23 protein-coding genes and 3 pseudogenes are annotated in these 23,323 nt (G+C 47.4%); 13 read left to right on the top strand and 13 right to left on the bottom strand.

Annotation, left to right across the window (positions count from 1 at the left end; genetic code table 11):
- Positions 1-9: 9 nt before the first annotated feature.
- The 3 genes from ynfF to ynfD form a co-directional block, all read right to left on the bottom strand.
- Positions 10-2,433 (bottom strand): selenate/tellurate reductase subunit YnfF, encoded by a 2,424-nt coding sequence (ynfF, locus tag EAS44_RS12820; RefSeq protein ID WP_001468025.1) that lies wholly within the window; start codon positions 2,431-2,433, stop codon positions 10-12.
- 60 nt (positions 2,434-2,493) lie between these two features.
- Positions 2,494-4,920 carry a selenate/tellurate reductase subunit YnfE gene (gene ynfE / locus EAS44_RS12825; RefSeq protein WP_000041666.1) on the bottom strand — a complete coding sequence of 809 codons (2,427 nt, stop codon included), beginning with the start codon at positions 4,918-4,920 and terminating at the stop codon, positions 2,494-2,496.
- Positions 4,921-5,118: 198 nt separating this feature from the next.
- Positions 5,119-5,424: a DUF1161 domain-containing protein gene (gene ynfD / locus EAS44_RS12830; protein ID WP_000778146.1), complete on the bottom strand. Its 306-nt coding sequence runs from the start codon at positions 5,422-5,424 to the stop codon at positions 5,119-5,121.
- 107 nt (positions 5,425-5,531) lie between these two features.
- On the opposite strand from ynfD, the gene ynfC reads away from it, so the two are divergent.
- Entirely contained in the window at positions 5,532-6,242 is a 711-nt protein-coding gene (ynfC, locus tag EAS44_RS12835) for a YnfC family lipoprotein (protein WP_001296084.1), read from the top strand.
- Positions 6,243-6,244: 2 nt separating this feature from the next.
- Here the strand turns inward: ynfC and speG are convergent, their stop codons facing one another.
- A complete protein-coding gene (gene speG, locus EAS44_RS12840; protein WP_001138584.1) occupies positions 6,245-6,805 on the bottom strand; it encodes a spermidine N1-acetyltransferase in 561 nt (186 codons plus the stop codon).
- Positions 6,806-6,839: 34 nt separating this feature from the next.
- Positions 6,840-7,181 (bottom strand): DUF1283 family protein, encoded by a 342-nt coding sequence (ynfB, locus tag EAS44_RS12845; protein ID WP_000705201.1) that lies wholly within the window; start codon positions 7,179-7,181, stop codon positions 6,840-6,842.
- 134 nt (positions 7,182-7,315) lie between these two features.
- Here ynfB and ynfA point away from each other — a divergent pair, with 134 nt between their 5' ends.
- The 5 genes and pseudogenes from ynfA to ydfI all read left to right on the top strand — a co-directional run bounded on the left by ynfA (position 7,316) and on the right by ydfI (position 12,054).
- A complete protein-coding gene (gene ynfA, locus EAS44_RS12850; RefSeq protein WP_001304355.1) occupies positions 7,316-7,642 on the top strand; it encodes a YnfA family protein in 327 nt (108 codons plus the stop codon).
- Between the two features lie 205 nt (positions 7,643-7,847).
- Positions 7,848-9,062 (top strand): starvation-sensing protein RspA, encoded by a 1,215-nt coding sequence (gene rspA, locus EAS44_RS12855; RefSeq protein WP_001298659.1) that lies wholly within the window; start codon positions 7,848-7,850, stop codon positions 9,060-9,062.
- Positions 9,063-9,073: 11 nt separating this feature from the next.
- Entirely contained in the window at positions 9,074-10,093 is a 1,020-nt protein-coding gene (gene rspB / locus EAS44_RS12860) for a Zn-dependent oxidoreductase (protein ID WP_000836075.1), read from the top strand.
- A gap of 148 nt (positions 10,094-10,241) precedes the next feature.
- Positions 10,242-10,505, top strand: a pseudogene (locus EAS44_RS12870) (MFS transporter); the annotation flags it as partial.
- 88 nt (positions 10,506-10,593) lie between these two features.
- Positions 10,594-12,054 carry a mannitol dehydrogenase family protein gene (gene ydfI / locus EAS44_RS12875; RefSeq protein ID WP_000526706.1) on the top strand — a complete coding sequence of 487 codons (1,461 nt, stop codon included), beginning with the start codon at positions 10,594-10,596 and terminating at the stop codon, positions 12,052-12,054.
- Positions 12,055-12,089: 35 nt separating this feature from the next.
- Here ydfI and ydfZ read toward each other — a convergent pair whose 3' ends face one another.
- From ydfZ to ydfG, 3 genes are all read right to left on the bottom strand, one after another.
- A complete protein-coding gene (ydfZ, locus tag EAS44_RS12880) occupies positions 12,090-12,293 on the bottom strand; it encodes a putative selenium delivery protein YdfZ (RefSeq protein ID WP_000214712.1) in 204 nt (67 codons plus the stop codon).
- Between the two features lie 176 nt (positions 12,294-12,469).
- Positions 12,470-13,156: a DNA-binding transcriptional regulator rspR gene (rspR, locus tag EAS44_RS12885; RefSeq protein ID WP_000215549.1), complete on the bottom strand. Its 687-nt coding sequence runs from the start codon at positions 13,154-13,156 to the stop codon at positions 12,470-12,472.
- Between the two features lie 88 nt (positions 13,157-13,244).
- Entirely contained in the window at positions 13,245-13,991 is a 747-nt protein-coding gene (gene ydfG / locus EAS44_RS12890; RefSeq protein WP_000636575.1) for a bifunctional NADP-dependent 3-hydroxy acid dehydrogenase/3-hydroxypropionate dehydrogenase YdfG, read from the bottom strand.
- A 136-nt stretch (positions 13,992-14,127) separates the two neighbouring features.
- Here ydfG and dcp point away from each other — a divergent pair, with 136 nt between their 5' ends.
- Entirely contained in the window at positions 14,128-16,173 is a 2,046-nt protein-coding gene (dcp, locus tag EAS44_RS12895; protein ID WP_001350650.1) for a peptidyl-dipeptidase Dcp, read from the top strand.
- A 44-nt stretch (positions 16,174-16,217) separates the two neighbouring features.
- On the opposite strand, the pseudogene EAS44_RS25565 reads toward dcp, so the two are convergent.
- Positions 16,218-16,298 (bottom strand): annotated as a pseudogene (locus EAS44_RS25565) (hypothetical protein); the annotation flags it as partial.
- Between the two features lie 38 nt (positions 16,299-16,336).
- Here EAS44_RS25565 and EAS44_RS25570 point away from each other — a divergent pair.
- Both EAS44_RS25570 and dgcZ read left to right on the top strand, forming a co-directional pair.
- Positions 16,337-16,426, top strand: a pseudogene (locus EAS44_RS25570) (TIGR00156 family protein); the annotation flags it as partial.
- Positions 16,427-16,680: 254 nt separating this feature from the next.
- On the top strand, positions 16,681-17,571 hold the full coding sequence (dgcZ, locus tag EAS44_RS12905) for a diguanylate cyclase DgcZ (RefSeq protein WP_000592858.1): 891 nt from the start codon (positions 16,681-16,683) through the stop codon (positions 17,569-17,571).
- A gap of 114 nt (positions 17,572-17,685) precedes the next feature.
- Here dgcZ and mgtT read toward each other — a convergent pair whose 3' ends face one another.
- The 3 genes from mgtT to ydeE form a co-directional block, all read right to left on the bottom strand.
- Entirely contained in the window at positions 17,686-17,790 is a 105-nt protein-coding gene (gene mgtT, locus EAS44_RS25375; protein WP_211180496.1) for a protein MgtT, read from the bottom strand.
- Complete coding sequence (mgtS, locus tag EAS44_RS12910; protein WP_000901367.1) at positions 17,790-17,885, bottom strand: protein MgtS; 96 nt, start codon at positions 17,883-17,885, stop codon at positions 17,790-17,792. Before mgtS ends, mgtT begins: the two co-directional genes overlap by 1 nt.
- A gap of 126 nt (positions 17,886-18,011) precedes the next feature.
- Positions 18,012-19,199 (bottom strand): efflux MFS transporter YdeE, encoded by a 1,188-nt coding sequence (gene ydeE, locus EAS44_RS12915; RefSeq protein WP_001054155.1) that lies wholly within the window; start codon positions 19,197-19,199, stop codon positions 18,012-18,014.
- Between the two features lie 194 nt (positions 19,200-19,393).
- On the opposite strand from ydeE, the gene eamA reads away from it, so the two are divergent.
- On the top strand, positions 19,394-20,293 hold the full coding sequence (eamA, locus tag EAS44_RS12920; protein WP_000087206.1) for an O-acetylserine/cysteine exporter: 900 nt from the start codon (positions 19,394-19,396) through the stop codon (positions 20,291-20,293).
- A 44-nt stretch (positions 20,294-20,337) separates the two neighbouring features.
- Here eamA and EAS44_RS12925 read toward each other — a convergent pair whose 3' ends face one another.
- Positions 20,338-21,036 carry a GntR family transcriptional regulator gene (locus EAS44_RS12925; RefSeq protein WP_000577184.1) on the bottom strand — a complete coding sequence of 233 codons (699 nt, stop codon included), beginning with the start codon at positions 21,034-21,036 and terminating at the stop codon, positions 20,338-20,340.
- A gap of 198 nt (positions 21,037-21,234) precedes the next feature.
- Between EAS44_RS12925 and EAS44_RS12930 the strand changes: the two genes are divergently transcribed.
- From EAS44_RS12930 to EAS44_RS12940, 3 genes are all read left to right on the top strand, one after another.
- A complete protein-coding gene (locus EAS44_RS12930) occupies positions 21,235-21,546 on the top strand; it encodes a PTS sugar transporter subunit IIB (RefSeq protein WP_000722574.1) in 312 nt (103 codons plus the stop codon).
- A 114-nt stretch (positions 21,547-21,660) separates the two neighbouring features.
- Complete coding sequence (locus EAS44_RS12935) at positions 21,661-22,983, top strand: PTS sugar transporter subunit IIC (RefSeq protein ID WP_001332138.1); 1,323 nt, start codon at positions 21,661-21,663, stop codon at positions 22,981-22,983.
- A gap of 27 nt (positions 22,984-23,010) precedes the next feature.
- Entirely contained in the window at positions 23,011-23,322 is a 312-nt protein-coding gene (locus EAS44_RS12940) for a PTS lactose/cellobiose transporter subunit IIA (RefSeq protein WP_001304363.1), read from the top strand.
- Position 23,323 lies beyond the last annotated feature (1 nt).

Below are 23,323 nucleotides of genomic sequence, written 5' to 3' on the forward strand. Positions count from 1 at the left end.
GGCTACTCCTTAAACCTTTTCGATCTGGACAAGATTGCTGTGCGACGGGTTTCCCTTTGCCAGCGGTGAAGGGCGGTGAGAGGTCAGAATATTGATACTGCCGCCGTGATCGACCCGGTCACCAAACATATCCGCTTTAAGCCAAGCACCTTGCCCGATGGCGGTAACGCCAGGCAGAATACGCGGAGTCACTTTTGCGGCAATCAGCATTTCTCCATTATTGTTAAATACCCGCACGGTATCGCCATGACGGATACCGCGTGCCTGAGCATCAATGGGGTTGATCCACACCTCTTGTGGGCAGGCCTGCTGTAATACATCAATATTGCCGTAACTGGAGTGGGTACGCGCTTTGTAGTGGAAGCCCGTTAACTGCAGTGGATAAGTTTTCCGCAGGGGATCGTCCCAGCCATCAAAACCTGGCGTATAAGCTGGAAGAGGATGAATAATTTCATCTTTTTTCAATTCCCAGGTATCCGCAATCTTCGCCAGTCGTTCAGAATAAATTTCGATTTTTCCCGAAGGTGTTTTCAATGGGTTTGCCTGTGGATCTACACGGAATGCGCGGAAAGCGACGTAGTGTTCTTCCGGGCATTTTTTCTTAAAGATCCCGGTCGTTTTCATCTCCTCGTAGTCGGGCATCTCAGGGTTACGTTCCTTCGTTTTCGCATGGAGATATTTGATCCATTCATGCTGACTGCGACCTTCAGTAAAGGTTTGATAAACGTCTGGTCCTAAGCGTTTGGCGACTTCACTCAGCATCCAGTAGATGGGTTTGCGTTCAAATTTTGCTGAGGTTGCGGGTTGGGCGAGGATCACATAGCCCATATTCCCGGCAGACTCATGAGAGATGAGGTCTTCTTGCTCTGTTGGCATCAGGTCGGGTAACAGGATATCGCAATACTTAGCCGAGGCAGTCATGAAGTGGTCAATGCCAACAATCATCTCGCACTTGCTGTCATCCTGAAGCACCTCATGGGTGTGATTGATGTCGCCATGTTGATTGATCAATGTGTTACTGGCGTAGCACCATAAAAACTTGATGGGGACATCCAGTTTTTCTTTTCCACGAACACCATCACGGGGCGCGGTCATTTCCGTACCATGGTCGATAGCATCTGTCCATGTAAAGACGGAAATCTGCGTTTTAACAGGATTCTCGAGCATCGGGAACCATTCTACCCCCAGATCCCAGCTACCTTCGCGTACACCTGAGTTGCCGCCGTTTATGCCGACGTTACCGGTGAGAACGGAAAGCATGGCAATAGCGCGGGACGTTTGCTCGCCGTTGGAATGTCGTTGTGGCCCCCACCCCTGACAAATATAAGCCGGTTTTGCTGAACCGATCTCTCGTGCCAACTGGATAATTTTTTCTGCCGGGATGCTGGTGATTTTTGCTGCCCATTCCGGCGTTTTAGCTATGCCGTCAGGCCCTTCGCCCAGAATATAGGCTTTATAATGCGCGTTACGTGGAGCGTTAGCTGGCAGCGTTTTTTCATCGTAACCAACACAATATTTGTCGAGAAATGGCTGATCGACCATGTTTTCAGTAATCAGTACCCAGGCAATTGCACAGGCCAGTGCGCCATCGGTGCCAGGGCGAATGGGCAGCCATTCATCTTCACGCCCGGCAGCTGTGTCGTTATAACGTGGATCGATGACGATCATGCGTGCGTTTGAACGTTCGCGGGCTTGCTCGACGTAGTAAGTGACACCACCGCCGCTCATCCGTGTTTCTGCCGGGTTATTTCCGAACATAACGACCAGTTTCGTATTGGCGATATCATCCGGGCTGTTGCCATCATTGGCACCGAACATATAACTCATTGCGGCACTGATCTGTGCGGTACTGTAGCTGCCATAGCGACTGAGAAAACCACCGCAAGAGTTCATCAGACGGTACGGGACGTTTGAGTTGGTGATGTTTCCGCCATCTACGCCTGTTCCATAGAGAACATGTACAGCCTCATTGCCGTAATCTTTTAGGATCCGCCGAAGATTATCACTGATGGTATCCAGGGCTTCGTCCCAACTTATCCGTTCAAATTTACCTTCACCGCGCTTGCCGACGCGCTTCATGGGATATTTCAACCTGTCAGGATGATTCATCCGTCGGCGGATAGAGCGCCCGCGTAAACATGCCCGAACCTGATGATTACCGTAAACGTCGTCACCTGTCGTATCAGACTCCACCCAGTACACGGTGTCATCTTTCACATGCAAACGTAACAGACAGCGGCTCCCGCAGTTAACGGTGCAGGAACTCCAGACCGCTTTCTCTTCTACCGGTGCCTGTGCCGCTCGGACCATTTGGGAAAACGGCAAAGTGAAAGCACTGCTTGCCAGCGCGAGACTGCCAAGTGCGGAGGTTTTCATCAGACTTCTACGACTGATTTCAGCCGACATGAGCGCCTCTGTGTTATGGATTTTCATCATTACTCACTTATTGCTTTTCAAACAAAATGTCATGTCAAAATTTATGGTCGTAGTGGGTTATATTTTTTCGATCTCGACCAGATTAGTGTGCTGCGGGTTTCCCTTCGCCAGTGGTGAAGGTCGCAGAGTGGTTAGCGTATTCACACAGCCGCCGTGGTCGATTTTATCGCCAGACATATTGGCCTCGTGCCAGGCTCCCTGGCCCATAGCACTAACTCCAGGGAGAATGCGTGGTGTCACTTTGGCTGGTAGCCGAACTTCGCCACGATGGTTAAACACCCGCACCATATCGCCGTTGGCAATCCCACGTTTCTGTGCATCTATAGGGTTGATCCACACTTCCTGACGGCAGGCTGCCTTCAGGACATCAATGTTGCCGTAGGTCGAGTGCGTACGGGATTTGTAATGGAAACCAAACAGTTGCAGTGGGAAGGCACTACGTTCAGGGGAGTCCCAGCCTTCAAAGGTTGAGGCATAAACCGGCAGTGGGCTTATCACTTCATCTTTTTCCAGTTCCCAGGTACGGGCAATTTCCGCCAGCTTGCTGGAATAAATTTCAATCTTACCGGAAGGCGTTTTAAGTGGATTTGCCTCGGGGTCGTCACGAAATGCTTTGTAGGCGACAAAATGACCATTGGGATCTTTACGCTTATAGATACCCATTTTTTTTAATTCGTCGTAAGACGGTAACGCCGGATCTTTGGCAAGCATTTTGGCGTACAGATGTTGTAACCATTGTTCCTGCGTGCGACCTTCAGTGAACTTTTGATAGACGTCAGGTCCAAGACGTTTCGCGACTTCACTCAGGATCCAGTAAATTGGTTTGCGTTCGAATTTTTCGCTGGTGACAGGCTGGAGGAAAATGAGATATCCCATGTTACCGGCGTAGTCGTTAGGAATAATATCTTCCTGCTCAACGGTCATCAGGTCTGGCAGCAGAATGTCGGCATATTTTGCCGATGAGGTCATAAAGTTTTCGATGACCACAATCATTTCGCATTTCGATTCGTCCTGCAGAATTTCATGCGTTTTGTTGATGTCAGAATGCTGATTAACCAGGGTATTTCCCGCGTAGTTCCAGATGAACTTAATGGGCACATCTAGTTTATCTTTGCCCCGGACGCCGTCGCGGATTGCCGTCATTTGCGGGCCATGATCGATAGCATCTGTCCAGCTGAAGCAGGAGATTGACGTTTTGACCGGATTATCCAGCACCGGCAAGCGTTCGATGGTAATGGTGTAGGTCGATTCACGCGCACCACTATTTCCGCCGCTGATGCCGACATTGCCCGTCAAAATAGGCAACATAGCAATAGCGCGTGCCGTCAGCTCGCCGTTTGCCTGGCGTTGCGGCCCCCAGCCCTGGCAGATATAAGCGGGTTTTGCTGTGCCAATTTCACGCGCCAGTTTGATGATACGGTCTACCGGGATACCTGTAATTTGCGAAGCCCACTGCGGCGTTTTCGCTGTTTTATCATCGCCTTCACCAAGAATATAGGCTTTATAGTGACCATTTTTGGGTGCATCTGCGGGTAAGGTTTTTTCGTCATAGCCGACGCAGTATTTATCGAGAAAAGGTTGATCAACGAGATTTTCGTTAATCAATACCCAGGCAATACCCGCAACCAGCGCGGCATCGGTGCCAGGGCGAATAGGAAGCCATTCATCTTCACGACCAGCAGCCGTATCGGTATATCGCGGATCGATAACAATCATTTTTGCGTTCGATTTCTCGCGTGCTTTTTCAAGAAGATAAGTGATGCCACCGCCGCTCATGCGGGTTTCAGCCGGGTTGTTACCAAACATCACGACCAGCTTGCTGTTTTCAATATCCGTGGTGCTGTTGCCATCATTACTGCCGTAGGTGTAGGGCATGGCACAGGAAATTTGCGCAGTGCTGTAGGAGCCATACTGATTTAGTGAACCGCCGTAGCAGTTCATCAGGCGTTTGACCGCCGAGGCTGATGGAGAAGAGCGGGTCATATTGCCGCCAACAATCCCCGAAGAGTACTGAATATATACAGCCTCATTGCCATATTGTTTGACGGTTTTTTTCAGGCTACTGGCGATAGTATCCAGGGCTTCATCCCAGCTAATCCGTTCGAATTTGCCTTCGCCGCGTTTGCCCACGCGTTTCATTGGGTAATTCAGGCGATCGGGATGATTAATACGCCGACGGATGGAGCGACCGCGCAAACAGGCGCGTACCTGATGGTTGCCATACTCGTCGCTGCCGGTGTTGTCAGTTTCCACCCAGGTCACTTCATTATCTTTAACATGCAGACGAAGTGCACAGCGGCTACCACAGTTGACGGAACAGGCACCCCAGACCACTTTTTCGTTGGCCTGTTGTACCGCTGCTTCTGCACTGCGCAGGGTAAACGGCAAAGAAAAACCGCCTGCAGCCAGCGCCAGAGAACCTATCGCGGTAGATTTAACGAGTGTTCTGCGGCTGATGCCCACCATTTGTTCATTTTTGGACATAACTCACTCCCTGTTCTTTATCGTTATATAAATGTTTATATATTGAATATTTAGCGCGCTAACAATAGAGAGAGTCTACCCATTTGGGGTTAATAATTATTAATCCATATCAATAGAAGGGTATGAGTAATAAGGTGGGATTATGTTGTATGTTCAAATCGCCGGATGTGTCGTATCCGGCGTTCAGTCGATAATGTGTTACTGCGGTTCAGCAGGCGCGTTATCCTGGGTAGACTGCGCGGGAGCAGAGACGTTACCGCTGGTGGTACGGGTGTAGAGAATTTTATGCGTATCATTAGCGCAATGCCCGACGACCTGGGAATCAGGCTGATCAACCTGGTCATTGGGTACAATACTTAACGTGAAGCTGCTTTCGGGTACGCCATTATTGATAATGCGCTGTGATATATCGCTCTGTATGCGCTCACAGGATCCCGGCGCGGCGAGTACCGCGGGTGAGGCGAGGGCGAGCAGAAGCGCGGCACAGCAGGTTGAGAGTTTCATCATAAGCTCCTTACGCGAAGATAACTTCTTTAAGCATAGCATTTAACGTGTAAAGTACTGTATTTGCTACTATGATTGAGAATTATCTCTACTCTCAGGTGACTGTTGTGAAATACAAATTACTGCCATGCTTACTCGCGATATTACTCACAGGATGTGACCGCACAGAGGTAACACTTTCATTTACCCCGGAGATGGCCAGTTTCTCTAATGAATTCGATTTTGATCCGCTGCGTGGTCCCGTAAAAGATTTCACTCAGACATTAATGGATGAGCAAGGTGAAGTGACGAAACGTGTTTCGGGGACTTTGTCGGAAGAAGGCTGTTTTGATTCTCTCGAATTACTGGATCTGGAAAATAATACCTTGGTTGCCCTGGTACTGGACGCCAATTATTACCGTGATGCTGAGACGCTGGAGAAAAGAGTTCGTTTGCAGGGAAAATGCCAGCTAGCAGAATTACCTTCTGCCGGGGTGAGTTGGGAAACCGATGATAATGGTTTCGTGATTAAAGCCAGCAGCAAACAGATGCAGATGGAATATCGCTATGATGATCAGGGGTATCCGCTGGGTAAAACCACGAAAAGTAACGATAAAACATTATCTGTCAGCGCCACGCCATCAACGGACCCGATCAAAAAATTAGATTACACAGCGGTTACTTTACTGAATAATCAACGGGTTGGAAATGTAAAACAGAGCTGTGAATATGACAATCACGCCAATCCGGTGGACTGTCAGCTAATCATTGTTGATGAAGGAGTAAAACCCGCCGTCGAACGGGTTTACACCATCAAAAATACGATCGATTATTATTAATACTATTGTGCGGTCGGCTTCAGGAGAGTCTGACCCGGTGTTTTGTGCTCAGCCAGATACTGATGCTGGAATATACACATGCGAATGGCATTACGATATTGACCATTAATAAAGAACTCATGCATCAATTCACCTTCAACCGTAAAGCCAAGCTTGCGGTAAATGTGAATCGCTTTTTCATTCTCTTTATCAACGATCAGATACAGCTTATAGAGATTGAGAACGGTGAAGCCATAGTCCATTGCTAATTTGGCGGCACGGGTTGCCAGACCTTTCCCCTGATACTCCGGGGAGATAATTATCTGAAATTCTGCGCGGCGATGAACATGGTTAATTTCCACCAGCTCCACCAGACCGGCTTTTTCGCCGTCACATTCCACCACAAAGCGCCGTTCGCTCTGATCGTGAATATGCTTATCATACAGATCAGAGAGTTCAACAAAGGCTTCGTAGGGTTCCTCAAACCAGTAACGCATCACACTGGCGTTATTGTCGAGTTGATGTACATAGCGTAAATCTTCACGCTCCAGCGGGCGTAGCTTAACACTGTGGGCGCTTGGCATAACGTGTCCTTACATTCCTTAAATCAATAACAGGTTAGGGGATAATAACGCGGCCAGTTCGACGGTCCAGGCAGCGCAAAGTATTTGGCTCCCAGTAGGCATTGATGTTGGCGCTTTGCTCACATTTATCGCGGTTATCAAAAGCAGCGTCGGCTTTATCCCACTCTTTTTCAGTGCGTTTATTCACTTTCTGGCGCAGATTACGCGTGTCATTCCATTGCTCTTTTTCCATAGCGGCGCGCTGGCGGCTTTGTGCACTGTCGCCAGACTCAATCACCAGTTTGTTAGTTTCGGCATGAACAGTTGTGCTCAATGCCAGTGCGCAAGGCAGCAGAAAAGCGAGCAGGCCGATTCGTTTGCTGAGAGTGATTTTCATAATTCATTCCCTGTATGAATGATTAAAGCTGATTCTACACCATCCACTGCGAACGCAAAACGTTCAAGGAGGGTGTTTATATTGATGATATTATGTCGCCCTATAACTATACGTGATGTCAATAAGTGACAAAGATGATTAAAACAACGTTACTATTTTTTGCTACTGCGCTGTGTGAAATTATTGGATGCTTTTTGCCCTGGCTGTGGTTGAAGCGAAACGCCAGTATCTGGCTGTTGCTTCCGGCGGGGATTTCACTGGCGCTGTTTGTCTGGTTGTTAACGTTGCATCCTGCGGCGAGTGGGCGTGTTTACGCGGCTTATGGTGGCGTTTATGTCTGCACGGCGTTGATTTGGCTGCGCGTTGTGGATGGCGTGAAACTGACTCTTTATGACTGGACGGGGGCGTTAATTGCGCTTTGCGGCATGTTGATCATTGTTGCGGGCTGGGGGCGCACGTAGGAACATAAATCCATTTTATCAATAAGATACGAGGAAGTGTCAGCTGACAAAAGGTATTCTGTTTCATCTTTTGTCAACCATTCACGGCGCAAATATACGCCTTTTTTTGTGATCACTCCGGCTTTTTTTGATCTTCATACTTGTATGGTAGTAGCTCAGTTGCGTAGATTTCATGCATCACGACAAGCGATGCAAGGAATCGAACATGAAGATCGTAAAGGCTGAAGTTTTTGTTACCTGTCCGGGGCGTAATTTCGTCACATTAAAAATCACCACTGAGGACGGTATTACGGGCCTTGGGGATGCCACCCTAAATGGACGTGAGCTTTCCGTGGCCTCTTATTTGCAGGATCACCTTTGTCCGCAGCTTATTGGTCGCGATGCACACCGTATCGAAGATATCTGGCAGTTTTTCTATAAAGGTGCTTACTGGCGTCGCGGTCCGGTTACGATGTCGGCCATTTCAGCGGTTGATATGGCGCTGTGGGATATTAAAGCCAAAGCTGCCAACATGCCGCTTTACCAGTTACTCGGCGGCGCGTCTCGTGAAGGGGTGATGGTTTATTGCCATACCACCGGTCACAGTATTGATGAAGCTCTGGATGATTATGCCCGTCATCAGGAGCTGGGATTCAAAGCCATCCGCGTGCAGTGCGGAATCCCTGGTATGAAAACCACCTACGGCATGTCGAAAGGTAAAGGTCTGGCTTATGAACCCGCAACCAAAGGACAGTGGCCGGAAGAGCAGCTGTGGTCGACGGAGAAATACCTCGATTTCATGCCGAAATTGTTTGACGCGGTACGTAACAAGTTTGGTTTTGATGAACATCTGCTGCATGACATGCACCATCGCTTAACGCCTATTGAAGCGGCGCGCTTTGGTAAGAGCATTGAAGATTATCGCATGTTCTGGATGGAAGACCCGACGCCTGCGGAAAACCAGGAATGCTTCCGTCTCATTCGCCAACATACCGTCACACCCATCGCGGTGGGTGAAGTCTTCAACAGCATCTGGGACTGCAAACAACTGATTGAAGAGCAACTCATCGATTATATCCGCACCACGCTGACCCATGCAGGCGGAATTACCGGTATGCGTCGGATTGCCGATTTTGCTTCGCTGTATCAGGTACGTACTGGCTCACACGGTCCTTCCGATTTGTCACCAGTCTGCATGGCTGCGGCGCTGCACTTTGATCTGTGGGTCCCCAATTTCGGTGTCCAGGAATACATGGGTTATTCCGAACAAATGCTCGAAGTCTTCCCGCACAACTGGACTTTCGATAACGGCTATATGCATCCGGGAGAAAAACCGGGCCTTGGCATCGAATTCGATGAAAAGCTGGCGGCGAAATATCCCTATGAACCTGCTTATCTGCCAGTCGCACGTCTGGAAGATGGCACGCTGTGGAACTGGTAAGGAGTAAGGTAATGAAAAGCATTTTAATTGAAAAACCGAATCAACTGTCGATTATCGAACGTGAAATACCCACCCCGTCAGCGGGTGAAGTACGAGTAAAAGTGAAACTTGCCGGAATTTGTGGTTCAGATAGCCATATTTACCGTGGGCATAATCCTTTTGCGAAATATCCGCGCGTCATTGGTCATGAATTCTTTGGCGTCATTGATGCAGTGGGTGACGGCGTGGAAAGCGCCAGAGTCGGTGAACGCGTTGCTGTCGATCCGGTGGTCAGCTGTGGGCATTGCTATCCGTGCTCTATAGGTAAGCCGAACGTTTGTACGACACTTGCTGTATTAGGTGTGCACGCTGACGGTGGTTTCAGTGAATATGCCGTGGTTCCGGCAAAAAATGCGTGGAAAATTCCTGAAGCTGTGGCCGATCAATATGCGGTGATGATCGAACCTTTTACCATTGCGGCTAACGTTACCGGTCATGGTCAACCGACTGAAAATGATACCGTTCTGGTTTACGGTGCCGGCCCAATCGGCCTGACGATCGTTCAGGTATTAAAAGGCGTCTATAACGTTAAAAATGTGATTGTTGCCGATCGCATTGATGAACGACTGGAAAAAGCGAAAGAGAGCGGGGCAGACTGGGCGATTAATAACAGCCAGACACCGCTTGGCGAGAGTTTCGCTGAAAAAGGCATCAAGCCGACTTTAATTATCGATGCCGCTTGTCATCCTTCAATCTTGAAAGAGGCCGTAACGCTGGCTTCTCCAGCGGCACGTATTGTATTGATGGGCTTCTCCAGTGAACCGTCTGAAGTGATTCAGCAAGGAATTACCGGAAAAGAACTCTCTATTTTCTCTTCACGCTTAAATGCAAATAAATTCCCGGTCGTTATCGACTGGTTAAGTAAAGGGTTAATTAAACCAGAAAAACTAATTACCCATACATTTGATTTCCAGCATGTTGCGGATGCCATTAGTTTATTTGAACAGGATCAAAAACATTGCTGCAAAGTCTTACTCACTTTTTCTGAATAATACCAATAACGGCGAGTAAGTAGCACGCATCTTACCTCTTTTTTAGAGATAACCATTATGACAATAGAAAAACACGAAAGAAGTACTAAGGATTTGGTGAAAGCAGCAGTATCGGGATGGTTGGGCACTGCGCTTGAATTTATGGACTAACCGCTTTACCCGAATGGCTATTTCTAAAGAAATTGGTGGTCTTATCGCTTCCGGTTTTGGTCCTATCCTGGCGGGGATTTTCTGCACCATGACGGAATCCTGGTATCCGATCGCCATTATGATCATGGCATATTCTGTGATTGGTTTAATCTCTGCGCTGAAAATGCCAGAAGTGAAAGACCGTGATTTAAGTGCGCTGGAAGACGCCGCAGAAGATCAACCACATGTTGTAAGAGCTGCGCAACCGTCCAGAAGTCTGTAAATCCTCAATCTCTTCTCTTACCGGAGAGGGGATTTTTATTCATATAACAAAACATGTAGCTTGCTATATTTAATTTTAAGGAATTGTTATGGGAAATCATTTGTTATCAGCAAAAGCGACGCTCCCTGTTTATGATCGTAATAACCTGGCCCCAAGAATTGTTCATTTAGGCTTTGGTGCATTTCACCGTGCGCATCAGGGCGTGTATGCCGATATTCTTGCTACGGAACATTTCAGTGACTGGGGATATTATGAGGTCAACTTAATCGGCGGCGAACAGCAAATTGCCGATTTACAACAGCAAGATAATCTTTATACCGTTGCGGAAATGTCGGCTGATGCGTGGACGGCTCGCGTCGTTGGCGTCGTTAAAAAAGCCTTGCACGTACAAATAGATGGCTTAGAAACCGTGTTGGCTGCGATGTGTGAACCGCAAATCGCGATTGTCTCTCTGACAATCACCGAAAAAGGGTATTTCCACTCTCCGGCGACCGGACAGTTAATGCTTGATCACCCGATGGTCGTTGCCGACGTGCAAAATCCCCACCAGCCGAAAACTGCAACAGGGGTGATTGTTGAGGCGCTGGCTCGCCGTAAAGCGGCAGGACTTCCCGCATTTACCGTCATGTCATGTGACAACATGCCAGAAAACGGTCATGTTATGCGTGACGTTGTCACTTCCTATGCGCAAGCCATTGATGTAAAACTGGCACAATGGATCGAAGATAACGTGACTTTCCCATCAACAATGGTGGACCGTATTGTGCCCGCAGTGACAGAGGATACGCTGGCGAAAATCGAACAACTTACCGGTGTGCGCGATGCGGCAGGCGTTGCCTGTGAACCTTTCCGCCAGTGGGTAATAGAAGATAACTTTGTTGCCGGACGTCCGGAATGGGAAAAAGCGGGAGCTGAACTGGTTAGCGATGTGCTGCCTTATGAAGAAATGAAACTGCGTATGCTTAACGGCAGTCATTCATTCCTGGCGTATCTGGGCTATCTTGCCGGATATCAGCACATTAATGACTGCATGGAGGATGAACATTATCGTCATGCGGCGTATACCTTAATGTTGCAGGAACAAGCGCCGACGCTGAAAGTGCAGGGCGTTGATTTGCAAGATTACGCTAACCGATTAATTGAACGCTATAGCAACCCGGCGTTACGTCATCGAACCTGGCAGATTGCGATGGATGGCAGCCAGAAATTGCCACAGCGGATGTTGGATTCTGTTCGCTGGCATCTGGCGCATGACAGCAAGTTCGATCTGCTGGCGCTGGGCGTCGCGGGTTGGATGCGTTATGTCGGTGGTGTTGATGAACAGGGAAATCCGATAGAAATCAGTGATCCACTGTTACCTGTTATTCAGAAGGCAGTACAAAGTAGTGCTGAAGGGACAGCGCGCGTCCAGTCACTGCTGGCAATTAAGGCGATCTTTGGTGATGATTTACCAGGCAATAGTTTGTTTACGACAAAAGTAACGGAAGCGTACTTGTCTTTATTAGCGCATGGCGCGAAAGCGACCGTGGCGAAATATTCCGTGAAGTAAAAAAAGCAATGCCGCCATCGGCGGCATTCACACGCTTAGTTCATGCCGAGACGAATCAGGTCCAGTGGTGCCAGTTTCTCTTCACAACCTTCAACAACTACGGTTTTTCCGCGGCGGATTTGCTCAGCGGTCAGACCTTCAGTATCAATCGACAGGATCTTGCCAGTGTGACCGGTGCCGCTAACCATAACACGGCTGCCAGTGGTGATTGCGTTACGGTTACGATCGTAGGTCGTCATAGGTGTTTTCTCCTTTCTGATTTACAGTCGAAGCCCACGTAACGGGCGCAATATAAATACTCCTGTCGAGTGAAATATTTTTTGTTTTTGATCAAGCTCACATCTTTTTTGATGCATGCATGAGCCATAAGTCGGGGGAAAAGACTCTCACCCCGGATGGGATGAGAGGAAATGAATTACTCTTCGCTAAACCAGTCGCTGTTTTCCTGGCGGATCTGGCGCACAGATTCGCTGATTTCCTGCAAATGTTGCGTCATTGCACGTTCTACCGCATCGCCATCACGTTTTTGCAGGGCAGAGAAAATATCAAGATGCTGGCGTAACAGCATTTCTGGTGGAGAAACGTGGTCGAAACTCATATAGCGCACGCGATCAACGGTCGCTTTCAGGTTCTCAATGGTATCCCACGCCAGTTGACAGTCGGCAATCTGCGTCAGGAGTTGATGGAAGTTGTCATCAAGTTCAAAAAAATCATCCAGTTGCTTGCGCTCAATGGCAATGCGTTGCTGGTGAAGATTTTGTTCCAGTTGGTAGCACTGGCTTTCGGTAATCATGCTCGCCGCCCGACGCGCCACCGCGCACTCAATGGCCTGACGGATAAAACTGCCGTTGCGCACCTGGGCCATGGAAATTTTGTTGACGTAGCTGCCACGCTGCGGACGAATTTGAATCAGACCGTTTTCCGCCAGTTTAATAAAGGCTTCACGAACCGGCTGGCGTGACACATTGAAACGAACAGAAACTTCTTTTTCCGACAACGGTGTGCCTGGTGCAATCAGGCAATGGACAATGTCGCGGCGAAGAATACGATAAATCTGCTGATTGACAGGCTGTGTGGGATTAAGTTGCGTTTCGACGGTCATTCGTTCTTGCTTGTGAGTGAGTTAACTGCATGAGTCTACCACTTTTTTGTGACAAGCAATAACCCGGCAGTTACGCCGGGTATAAAAATTACTGACGGTGGACATTCAGTCCGGCATAGCTTTGGGTAACCGGCATCATTTCCAGGGTATTGATATTGACGTGAGCAGGCAGCGTTGACACCCACCAGACGGCTTCGCTGACATCTTCTGGCGTCAATGCAACGGTATTTTGATAGGTTTTTTCCGCTTTACCGTCATCGCCTTTAAAGCGGACATTGGAAAACTCGGTGCCACCCACCAGACCCGGTTCGATGTCGGTGACGCGCACCGCCGTACCATGCAGGTCCGTACGCAGATTCAGGCTAAACTGACGAACAAACGCTTTCGTCGCACCGTAAACGTTACCACCGGCATACGGCCAGCTGCCTGCCGTTGAGCCAATGTTAATAATATGACCATGATTACGTTCAACCATACCCGGTAAGACGGCGCGCGTCATATATACCAGGCCTTTGTTGTTGGTATCAATCATCGTTTCCCAGTCTTCAACGCTGGCTTTATGCGCAGGCTCCATGCCCAACGCCAGACCGGCATTATTTACCAGGATATCAATATTGCTCCACTCGGCAGGAAGCGATGCCAGCATCTCTTCAATAGCGGCGCGGTTGCGAACGTCCAGTTGGGCGATATACAGATTATCTCCCAGTTCGTCTTTTAACTCCTGCAACCGCTCCTGGCGACGGCCAGTGGCGATAACTTTATGCCCTTGTTGAATAAAACGACGAGTAATGCATTCACCAAAACCTGCCGTTGCTCCAGTTACTAAAACGATCATCTCACTGTTCCTCAACGCTTTTGTGTGTCAATAACATAGCACGTGATGCTTAAGAGCGGGTAATACTGGTTTGCAAGATTGCACTCCGTTATCAGTAAGCCTACGCTATGGAACACCTCGCGTTCAGGAGAAGAAAATGACAACAATGAATCCTTTCCTTGTGCAAAGCACACTGCCGTATCTGGCTCCCCATTTTGATCAAATTGCCAACCATCACTATCGCCCGGCATTCGATGAGGGAATACAGCAAAAGCGGGCAGAAATTGCTGCCATCGCGCTTAACCCGCAAACACCTGATTTCAAAAATACTATTCTGGCACTGGAACAAAGCGGAGAATTACTTACCCGCGTTACCAGCGTCTTTTTTGCGATGACTGCGGCGCATACCAATGATGAATTACAGCGTCTTGATGAACAGTTTTCCGCTGAACTGGCGGAACTTGCGAATGATATCTATCTGAACGGGGAATTATTCGCGCGGGTAGATGCTGTCTGGCAACGCCGTGAATCCTTGGGGCTTGATAGTGAATCCATCCGCCTGGTGGAGGTGATTCATCAACGTTTTGTCCTTGCCGGAGCCAAACTTGAGCAAGCTGATAAAGCAAAATTAAAAGTACTGAATACAGAAGCTGCGACCCTGACCAGCCAGTTTAACCAGCGGTTACTGGCAGCAAATAAATCCGGCGGTCTGGTTGTGAACGATATCGCGCAGCTGGCAGGAATGAGTGAACAAGAGATTGCGCTGGCGGCAGAGGCGGCTCGCGAGAAAGGTCTGGATAACAACTGGCTGATTCCGCTGCTGAATACCACCCAGCAACCAGTGCTTGCTGAACTGCGCGATCGCGCGACGCGTGAAAAACTGTTTACTGCGGGCTGGACGCGAGCGGAAAAAAATGATGCCAATGATACCCGCGCTATCATTCAACGTCTGGTGGAGATCCGCGTGCAGCAGGCGAAACTGCTTGGTTTTCCTCATTATGCCGCATGGAAAATCGCCGATCAGATGGCAAAAACGCCAGAAGCAGCACTCAACTTTATGCGGGAAATTGTTCCAGCGGCGCGTCAACGTGCGAGCGATGAATTAGCCTCCATACAGGCGGTTATCGATAAGCAGCAGGGCGGGTTTAGCGCGCAGCCGTGGGACTGGGCATTTTATGCCGAGCAGGTAAGACGTGAGAAATTCGATCTCGATGAATCGCAGCTCAAGCCATATTTTGAATTAAACACGGTGTTGAATGAAGGTGTATTCTGGACCGCGAATCAGCTCTTCGGTATTAAGTTTGTCGAACGTTTTGATATTCCTGTCTACCATCCTGACGTTCGAGTGTGGGAAATTTTTGATCATAATGGCGTGGGGCTGGCGTTATTTTACGGTGATTTCTTCGCCCGTGATTCAAAAAGCGGCGGTGCATGGATGGGCAATTTTGTTGAGCAATCAACGCTGAATGAAACGCACCCGGTAATTTATAACGTCTGCAATTATCAGAAACCCGCTGCCGGTGAGCCTGCGTTGTTACTCTGGGATGATGTAATAACCTTATTCCATGAATTTGGTCATACGCTGCACGGCCTTTTTGCCCGCCAGCGTTATGCCACGCTTTCCGGCACCAACACGCCGCGTGATTTTGTCGAATTTCCGTCGCAAATCAACGAACACTGGGCAACACATCCGCAGGTATTTGCTCGCTACGCCCGGCATTATCAGAGCGGGGCCGCAATGCCTGACGAACTTCAACAGAAAATGCGTAATGCCAGTCTGTTCAATAAAGGGTATGAGATGAGCGAACTGCTTAGCGCCGCACTTCTCGATATGCGCTGGCATTGCCTGGAAGAAAACGAAGCAATGCAGGACGTCGATGATTTCGAATTGCGGGCGCTGGTGGCGGAAAATATGGATCTTCCTGCTATACCGCCACGCTATCGCAGCAGTTATTTCGCCCATATTTTTGGTGGCGGATATGCCGCAGGTTATTACGCTTATCTGTGGACGCAAATGTTGGCCGATGATGGTTACCAGTGGTTTGTTGAGCAGGGCGGATTAACGCGTGAAAATGGGCGGCGTTTTCGCGAGGCGATTCTTTCCAGAGGTAACAGCGAAGATCTGGAACGCCTGTATCGACAATGGCGCGGTAAGGCACCTCAGATTATGCCGATGCTGCAACATCGTGGCTTGAACGTATAAACACAACCAATGGCTGGCCTGGATTTATCGCCAGACCAGCCTCGTTATAGCAGTAATTGCAGCAGCTGGGCGAGGGCAAACTTCACCGCTAATGCGAATGCCGTTTCGCAGTCGCCAGCAAAATTACTTTTTTTGTATACCCTTCCGTTATAATAATTTTCAAATTCAGCCGGACCAGATGAGCAACATTAGCGGCAGTCTGGATAAGAAAAGCGCGCCGACCGTCGTTCGGGTCACTCATTTGCAGAAATAAAAATAAATTAGCCTGATGGCCTGAACTACTGGGCCATTAGGTTATTGGGTTATGCTATTTGTCATCCTTTTAATTGCGATAATGCAGGCTTAATTTACAGAATTAAACACTTTTTTATCTGCTGATTTTGTTTCAAATCACAATGTTATCTCAGAGATGACTCATAACTTCGGATTTCTATGAAAATATTGACGTAATTTTGCTTTTCTCTCGTTAGAATAGCGCGCACAAGGAACTGTGAAAAAGGAGTGGCAATGATCAAGAAGACAACGGAAATTGATGCCATCTTGTTAAATCTCAATAAGGCTATCGATGCCCACTACCAGTGGCTGGTAAGTATGTTTCGCAGCGTAGTCGCGAGAGATGCCAGTAAGCCAGAAATAACGGATAACCATTCTTATGGACTGTGCCAGTTTGGTCGGTGGATTGATCATCTGGGACCACTCGATAACGATGAATTACCTTATGTTCGGCTAATGGATTCTGCCCATCAACATATGCATAACTGTGGTCGGGAATTAATGCTGGCTATTGTTGAAAATCACTGGCAGGACGCGCATTTCGACGCTTTTCAGGAAGGGTTGCTTTCTTTTACTGCGGCATTAACCGATTACAAAATTTATTTGCTGACGATCCGTAGCAGTATGGATGTTCTGACGGGATTGCCGGGTCGTCGGGTTCTTGATGAATCCTTCGATCATCAGTTACGCAATGCTGAACCTCTGAATCTTTATTTAATGTTGTTGGATATAGACCGATTTAAATTGGTTAATGATACCTACGGGCATTTAATCGGCGATGTAGTATTACGCACCCTCGCAACTTACTTAGCCAGTTGGACGCGCGATTACGAAACGGTTTATCGCTACGGGGGCGAAGAATTTATCATTATTGTCAAAGCGACTAATGATGAAGAAGCATGTCGTGCAGGTGTCAGAATTTGCCAGTTAGTCGATAACCATGCCATCACACATTCTGAAGGGCATATCAACATTACCGTGACTGCTGGTGTGAGTCGTGCATTTCCTGAAGAGCCTCTGGATGTGGTCATTGGAAGAGCGGACAGGGCAATGTATGAGGGTAAGCAAACCGGAAGGAATCGCTGCATGTTTATTGACGAACAAAATGTGATTAACCGAGTTTAAGCTCCGTTTAACATTCATTGAGAAAACTGATGCTACTGTGTCAACGATCCGTTATCAGTGCAGGAAAATGCCTGTTAGCGTAAAAGCAAAACACAAATCTATCCATGCAAGCATTCACCGCCGGTTTACTGGCGGTTTTTTTTCGCCGTCATAAAAATCAGGCCCCTTGTACACAACTGTAACAAGGGGCCGGTTAGGTGAGGGATTATCTCCGTTCATTAGTCATCCCATTTGTGGCTGAAATACGCGGCCAGAAACCCAGAAAATAAAATTATTCCCAGTACGGCCATAAAAACATTCATATTACCCAGCATTATTTGCCTCCGTTTATGGTGTGGTGTGTTTCCTCGCTTACCTTAATTTTCATCTCAATGAGAAAGATATTAGCAGAGGTAACCTAAACGAAGGCTGAATTAAATTCTTATTGTGTTCGACTTAAATCAACAAAGCGCGGGCTGCCCCCACGGTCTTGCACGAATTCCTTTTAACATCAGCACCCACGCAACAACGATCACCAACGCTAAGATGATAAACAGCGAGAAAGGCGGCAGACTGGTAAGTACTATGCCACTCACTAATGGGTTAATCGCAGCACCAAGCCAGCCTAAAGACTGGGCGGAAAAATAGCTGGCTTTCATTCCTGGCGGCGCAATATGGTCAATCAACATATACTCGCCCGGCGCATAAATGATTTCACCGACAGTAAATACCGCAGCTGACATACCCCACAATAGCAGGCTGTTGCCGGAAAAAATAAAACCGACCAGCCCGATGACGAAACAGAGGGTGCCTGCTGTCATCAGCGCGCGGATGTTAGCCGGGTTAAGGCGGCGGCCCACGGAATATTGCAACGTAACCACCATGGCAGCATTCACCGGAAGAACAACCGCGACCACCTTTTCGGCAAAATCACCATCAGCAATCACCATCACATATTGTGAAATGCATGAAGCAAATGCGCCGCTAACAAAAGAAGCCAGAAAGCCAGAGCAGGTAAACCACAACAGTGCTTTATCTTGTAATAAAACTTTCGGCGACCAGACACTGCCTGTTTCCGTGGCGATGATTTTCTCGCTGCGCTTTACCCAAATTTGAATGAAAAGCATGGGGAACGCGGAACAGATAGCTGCCAGCCAGAAGGGCAGATTGATGCTCTGCATCACCAACAGCGTGCCGAGTGGCGGACCGATGGTCCAGCCAATGTTGAGCATGGTGTAGTTGATTGAGAAAATCTTCGTTTTGCTGTTGGACGAAAGATTGTCGGCAAACCAGGCTTTCAGCACGGTAGCAAAAACGGAGTAGGCGCAGTTAATAAGGGCAAAAAAGAGCACCACCAGCGTCACGTTATTCACTAAAGGAATGGCAATAAAACCGCTAGCGAAGGCGGTAATTGCCAGTAACATATAGCGTTTCTTGTCGAACTTATCCGCCAGGATACCAAAACCGAGGCTAAAAATGACGCCAATAGTGAGCGCAATTGTCATCGCATAACCGATTAGATCGACACTCAGGCTGTACTGGCGACTCAAGTAAATGGTCATAAACGGCAGCGTAGCGCCGCGTCCGATGGTTAATAACAACGACGAGGCAAGAAGGGCGCTGGTAGAGCGTCGTAGGGATAAGTTCATTTGTCTGTCCGGCAGTGCGTTTCGTTATGTTTTGTTTTAGAGATGTAAAGGAATAGCATGGCAAAAATCCGAAGTATAGCGACTTATTTGCGCATTAATGCCGTCGTAAACGGTGACTAACGAATCAACTGTTAAAGAAAAGTAAATTCAGCTAAGTTGATTGCTTACAAAAGATGAAATTCAGAGGCGATAGAATGTCGCGAAAAGATGGGGTGTTGGCGCTACTGGTAGTGGTTGTATGGGGGCTAAATTTTGTGGTCATCAAAGTGGGGCTTCATAACATGCCACCGCTGATGCTGGCCGGTTTGCGCTTTATGCTGGTTGCTTTCCCGGCCATCTTTTTTGTCGCACGACCGAAAGTACCACTGAATTTGCTGCTGGGGTATGGATTAACCATCAGTTTTGCGCAGTTTGCCTTTCTGTTCTGCGCTATTAACTTTGGTATGCCTGCTGGACTGGCCTCGTTGGTGTTACAGGCACAAGCGTTTTTTACTATCGTGCTTGGCGCGTTTACTTTCGGTGAACGACTACATGGCAAACAATTGGCGGGGATCGCCTTAGCGATTTTTGGCGTACTGGTGTTAATCGAAGATAGTCTGAACGGTCAGCATGTGGCGATGCTCGGCTTTATGTTGACCCTGGCGGCAGCATTTAGTTGGGCGTGTGGCAACATCTTCAATAAAAAGATCATGTCGCACGCAACGCGTCCGGCAGTGATGTCGCTGGTAATCTGGAGCGCATTAATCCCAATCATTCCCTTCTTTGTTGCCTCGCTGATTCTCGATGGTTCCGCAACCATGATTCACAGTCTGGTTACTATCGATATGACCACCAGCTTGTCTCTGATGTATCTGGCGTTTGTGGCGACAATTGTTGGTTATGGGATCTGGGGGACGTTACTGGGACGCTATGAAACCTGGCGGGTTGCACCGTTATCGTTACTGGTGCCTGTAGTTGGACTGGCAAGTGCGGCACTATTGTTGGATGAACGCTTAACGGGTCTGCAATTTTTCGGTGCGGTGCTCATTATGACCGGGCTGTATATCAATGTATTTGGCTTGCGGTGGCGTAAAGCGGTAAAGGTCAGAGGCTAAACCATACGCACAGAATGTGATGCCAGCACTCTGTGCGTCTGCTTTTATCGCGGAAAAAAGTACTTTACCTGGAACTCGAAAATATTGCTGTAAAGTAACGAATAATCCAGCGGAATAGAGTTACTATCCACAGCCTGGGTCTGAATTTTAAGTATGGGATCCCGTGGGCTGATCCGTAAAATACTGGCGATTTCTGGGGTAGGAAAAGTCGGGGAGAAAGTTTCAAAGGTGCCAATGATTTTGATCCCGCATTCGTTCTCAATATACGAAAATTTGGATTTTTGCATATGCGATACGGTTAAATCAGGAAAACGTGCCACTGACATCCACGTTTCTTCTAATTGTGCTGCATTATCCTCAATGAATCGCAGTCTCTTTATGTAATAAACCTGCTCACCAGTCACTAAATTCAGCTCAGTCGCAATAGTAGGAGAAGCATCCTGCACTTCAAATTTCATAATCTGACTTCCTGCCTCTTTGCCGCTTTTATGTGCAATTTCACTGAAACTGTTCATGTGATCAATGTGTGCAACAAAATTCTTTTTTTGAATGTATGTTCCTGAACCATGCTTTCTGTGAATAATTCCTTCGCCTTCCAGCAGGGATAATGCCTTACGCAGGGTATTACGCGAAACATTATAACGAACAGCGAGTTCCGCTTCTGACGGCAACAAATCACCAACATGCCATGAATTGCCATTGATCTCGGATTTAAGTAAGCGGGCAATCTTTTGAAAAATCACTTTTGCACCTTTTAAGAGCCATTGAAAACAAGGAGTTGAGACCTGATTAGTTTATCGTATGGCCGAGTCGTTTAATTATCACCCTGTTGTTGAACAACTTTATTGCTGTATTACTGTGATCAATGTACCAGGACGTGTAGCTACTGTGGGATATGATATTTACACAATGTAGTCTGTTATATACCAGTAAGGAAAAATATGAAAAAGATATTGTTAGTTTGCGCTGCGGGCATGTCAACCAGTATGCTGGTTAAACGTATGATTGATCATGCTACCGCTATTTCACTTGAAGTTAATATTTCCGCATTGGCGATTGCAGAGGCTAAAGGGAAAATTAAAAATAACGAAGTTGACGTTGTTTTACTTGGTCCGCAAGTTCGCTTTCAGAAACCAGAGATTGAAGCCGTTGCACAGGGGAAAATGCCTGTAGCCGTTATCGAGATGAAAGACTATGGCACAATGAACGGACAGGCAGTTCTTGAATTTGCGATGAAACTACTGCAAGAGTAATAATCTAATATTATTAAACTATTACCTGAACTAACTTTTCACACATCATAAAATGGATATGGCATACATGCTTTATTGGGATGTATAAATATCCAGAACAACAGGTATAAAAAAATGGGATTAATGGCATCATTCGAACGTGGAATGGAACGTTTTCTTGTTCCAGTTGCTATCAAGTTAAACTCACAAAAACATGTTGCAGCGGTGAGAGATGGATTCGTTTTTACGTTTCCAATTATCATGGCAAGCTCATTAATTATATTAATTAACTTTGCCATATTATCGCCCGACGGTTTTATTGCCGGATTACTGCATCTGAACAGCATTTTCCCCAACCTTGAAAAAGCACAAGCTATTTTTACTCCGGTAATGAATGGTTCTGTAAATATCATGTCAATTATGATTGCTTTCCTGGTCGCCAGGAATGTGGCGATTAGCTATGAGCAAGATGATCTTTTATGCGGATTAACGGCAATAGGAGCATTTTTTATTGTTTATACCCCATACCAGATGATAGATGGGCAGGCATTCCTGACGACCAAATATCTCGGCGCGCAGGGGTTGTTTGTTGCTGTTATCGTTGCATTGATCACCAGTGAAATATTTTGTCGCTTAGCTCGAAACCCCAAAATCACCATAACGATGCCGGCAGCTGTACCTCCTGCGGTAGCGCGTTCATTTAAAGTTTTATTGCCAATATTTTTTGTCATGGTGTTCTTTTCCGCACTTAATTATTGCCTGACATTGATATCCCCGGCAGGATTAAATGATCTCATTTACACATTAATCCAGACGCCGCTCAAACATATGGGAACGAATATCTTTGCGGTAATTATCCTGGGGGCTGTGGGTAATTTCCTCTGGGTGCTGGGGATCCACGGACCTAATACAACGTCGGCAATTCGAGAAACCGTTTTTTCTGAGGCTAATCTGGAGAATCTCTCCTGGGCCGCTCAACACGGCACTACCTGGGGCGCGCCATATCCGATTACCTGGACTTCTATTAATGATGCATTCGCCAACTGCGGCGGTTCAGGTATGACGTTGGGGTTATTGTTGGCTATTTTTATCGCTTCTAAGCGTGCGGAATACCGTGATCTGGCAAAAATGTCATTTATCCCCGGTATTTTCAATATCAATGAACCGATAATGTTCGGCCTTCCTATTGTACTTAACCCCATCATGATGGTGCCGTTTATTATGGTTCCCATTGTTAACTGTGCCATTGGTTACTTCTTTGTTTCGATGGAAATTATTCCACCGGTTGCTTATGCCGTGCCCTGGACTACGCCCGGACCTTTAATTGCTTTCCTCGGAACCGGGGGAAACTGGCTGGCATTACTGGTTGGTTTTTTATGTTTAGGTGTGGCGATAATGATCTATTTACCTTTTGTTATCGCCGCCAACAAAGTCAATAACATGGCAACTAACGGATAATTCCATTTACCCAGGAAGGAGATTGTGATGTTTGCAGATGAAGAACTTGTTATGGAGTTACTGATCAACGCGGGACAGGCTCGTTCTGATGCGATGGAAGCCATACGTTGTGCCGGGCAAAAAGACTGGCAGGGCGCAACTAAACTAATGGCCAGCTCTGAATCTGCCTGTCTTCAGGCGCATAAGATTCAGACCGCGTTAATTAGTCAGGATGAAGGCTGTGGCAAAATAGAAGTTAATTTAATTCTGATACATGCACAGGATCATTTGATGAATGCAATATTATGCCAGGATTTAGCCAGGGAAATTATTTCATTAAGAAAAGAGCTCCATGCCTGAT

The organism is Escherichia coli DSM 30083 = JCM 1649 = ATCC 11775 (assembly GCF_003697165.2).
In the GTDB taxonomy this organism is placed as follows: domain Bacteria; phylum Pseudomonadota; class Gammaproteobacteria; order Enterobacterales; family Enterobacteriaceae; genus Escherichia; species Escherichia coli.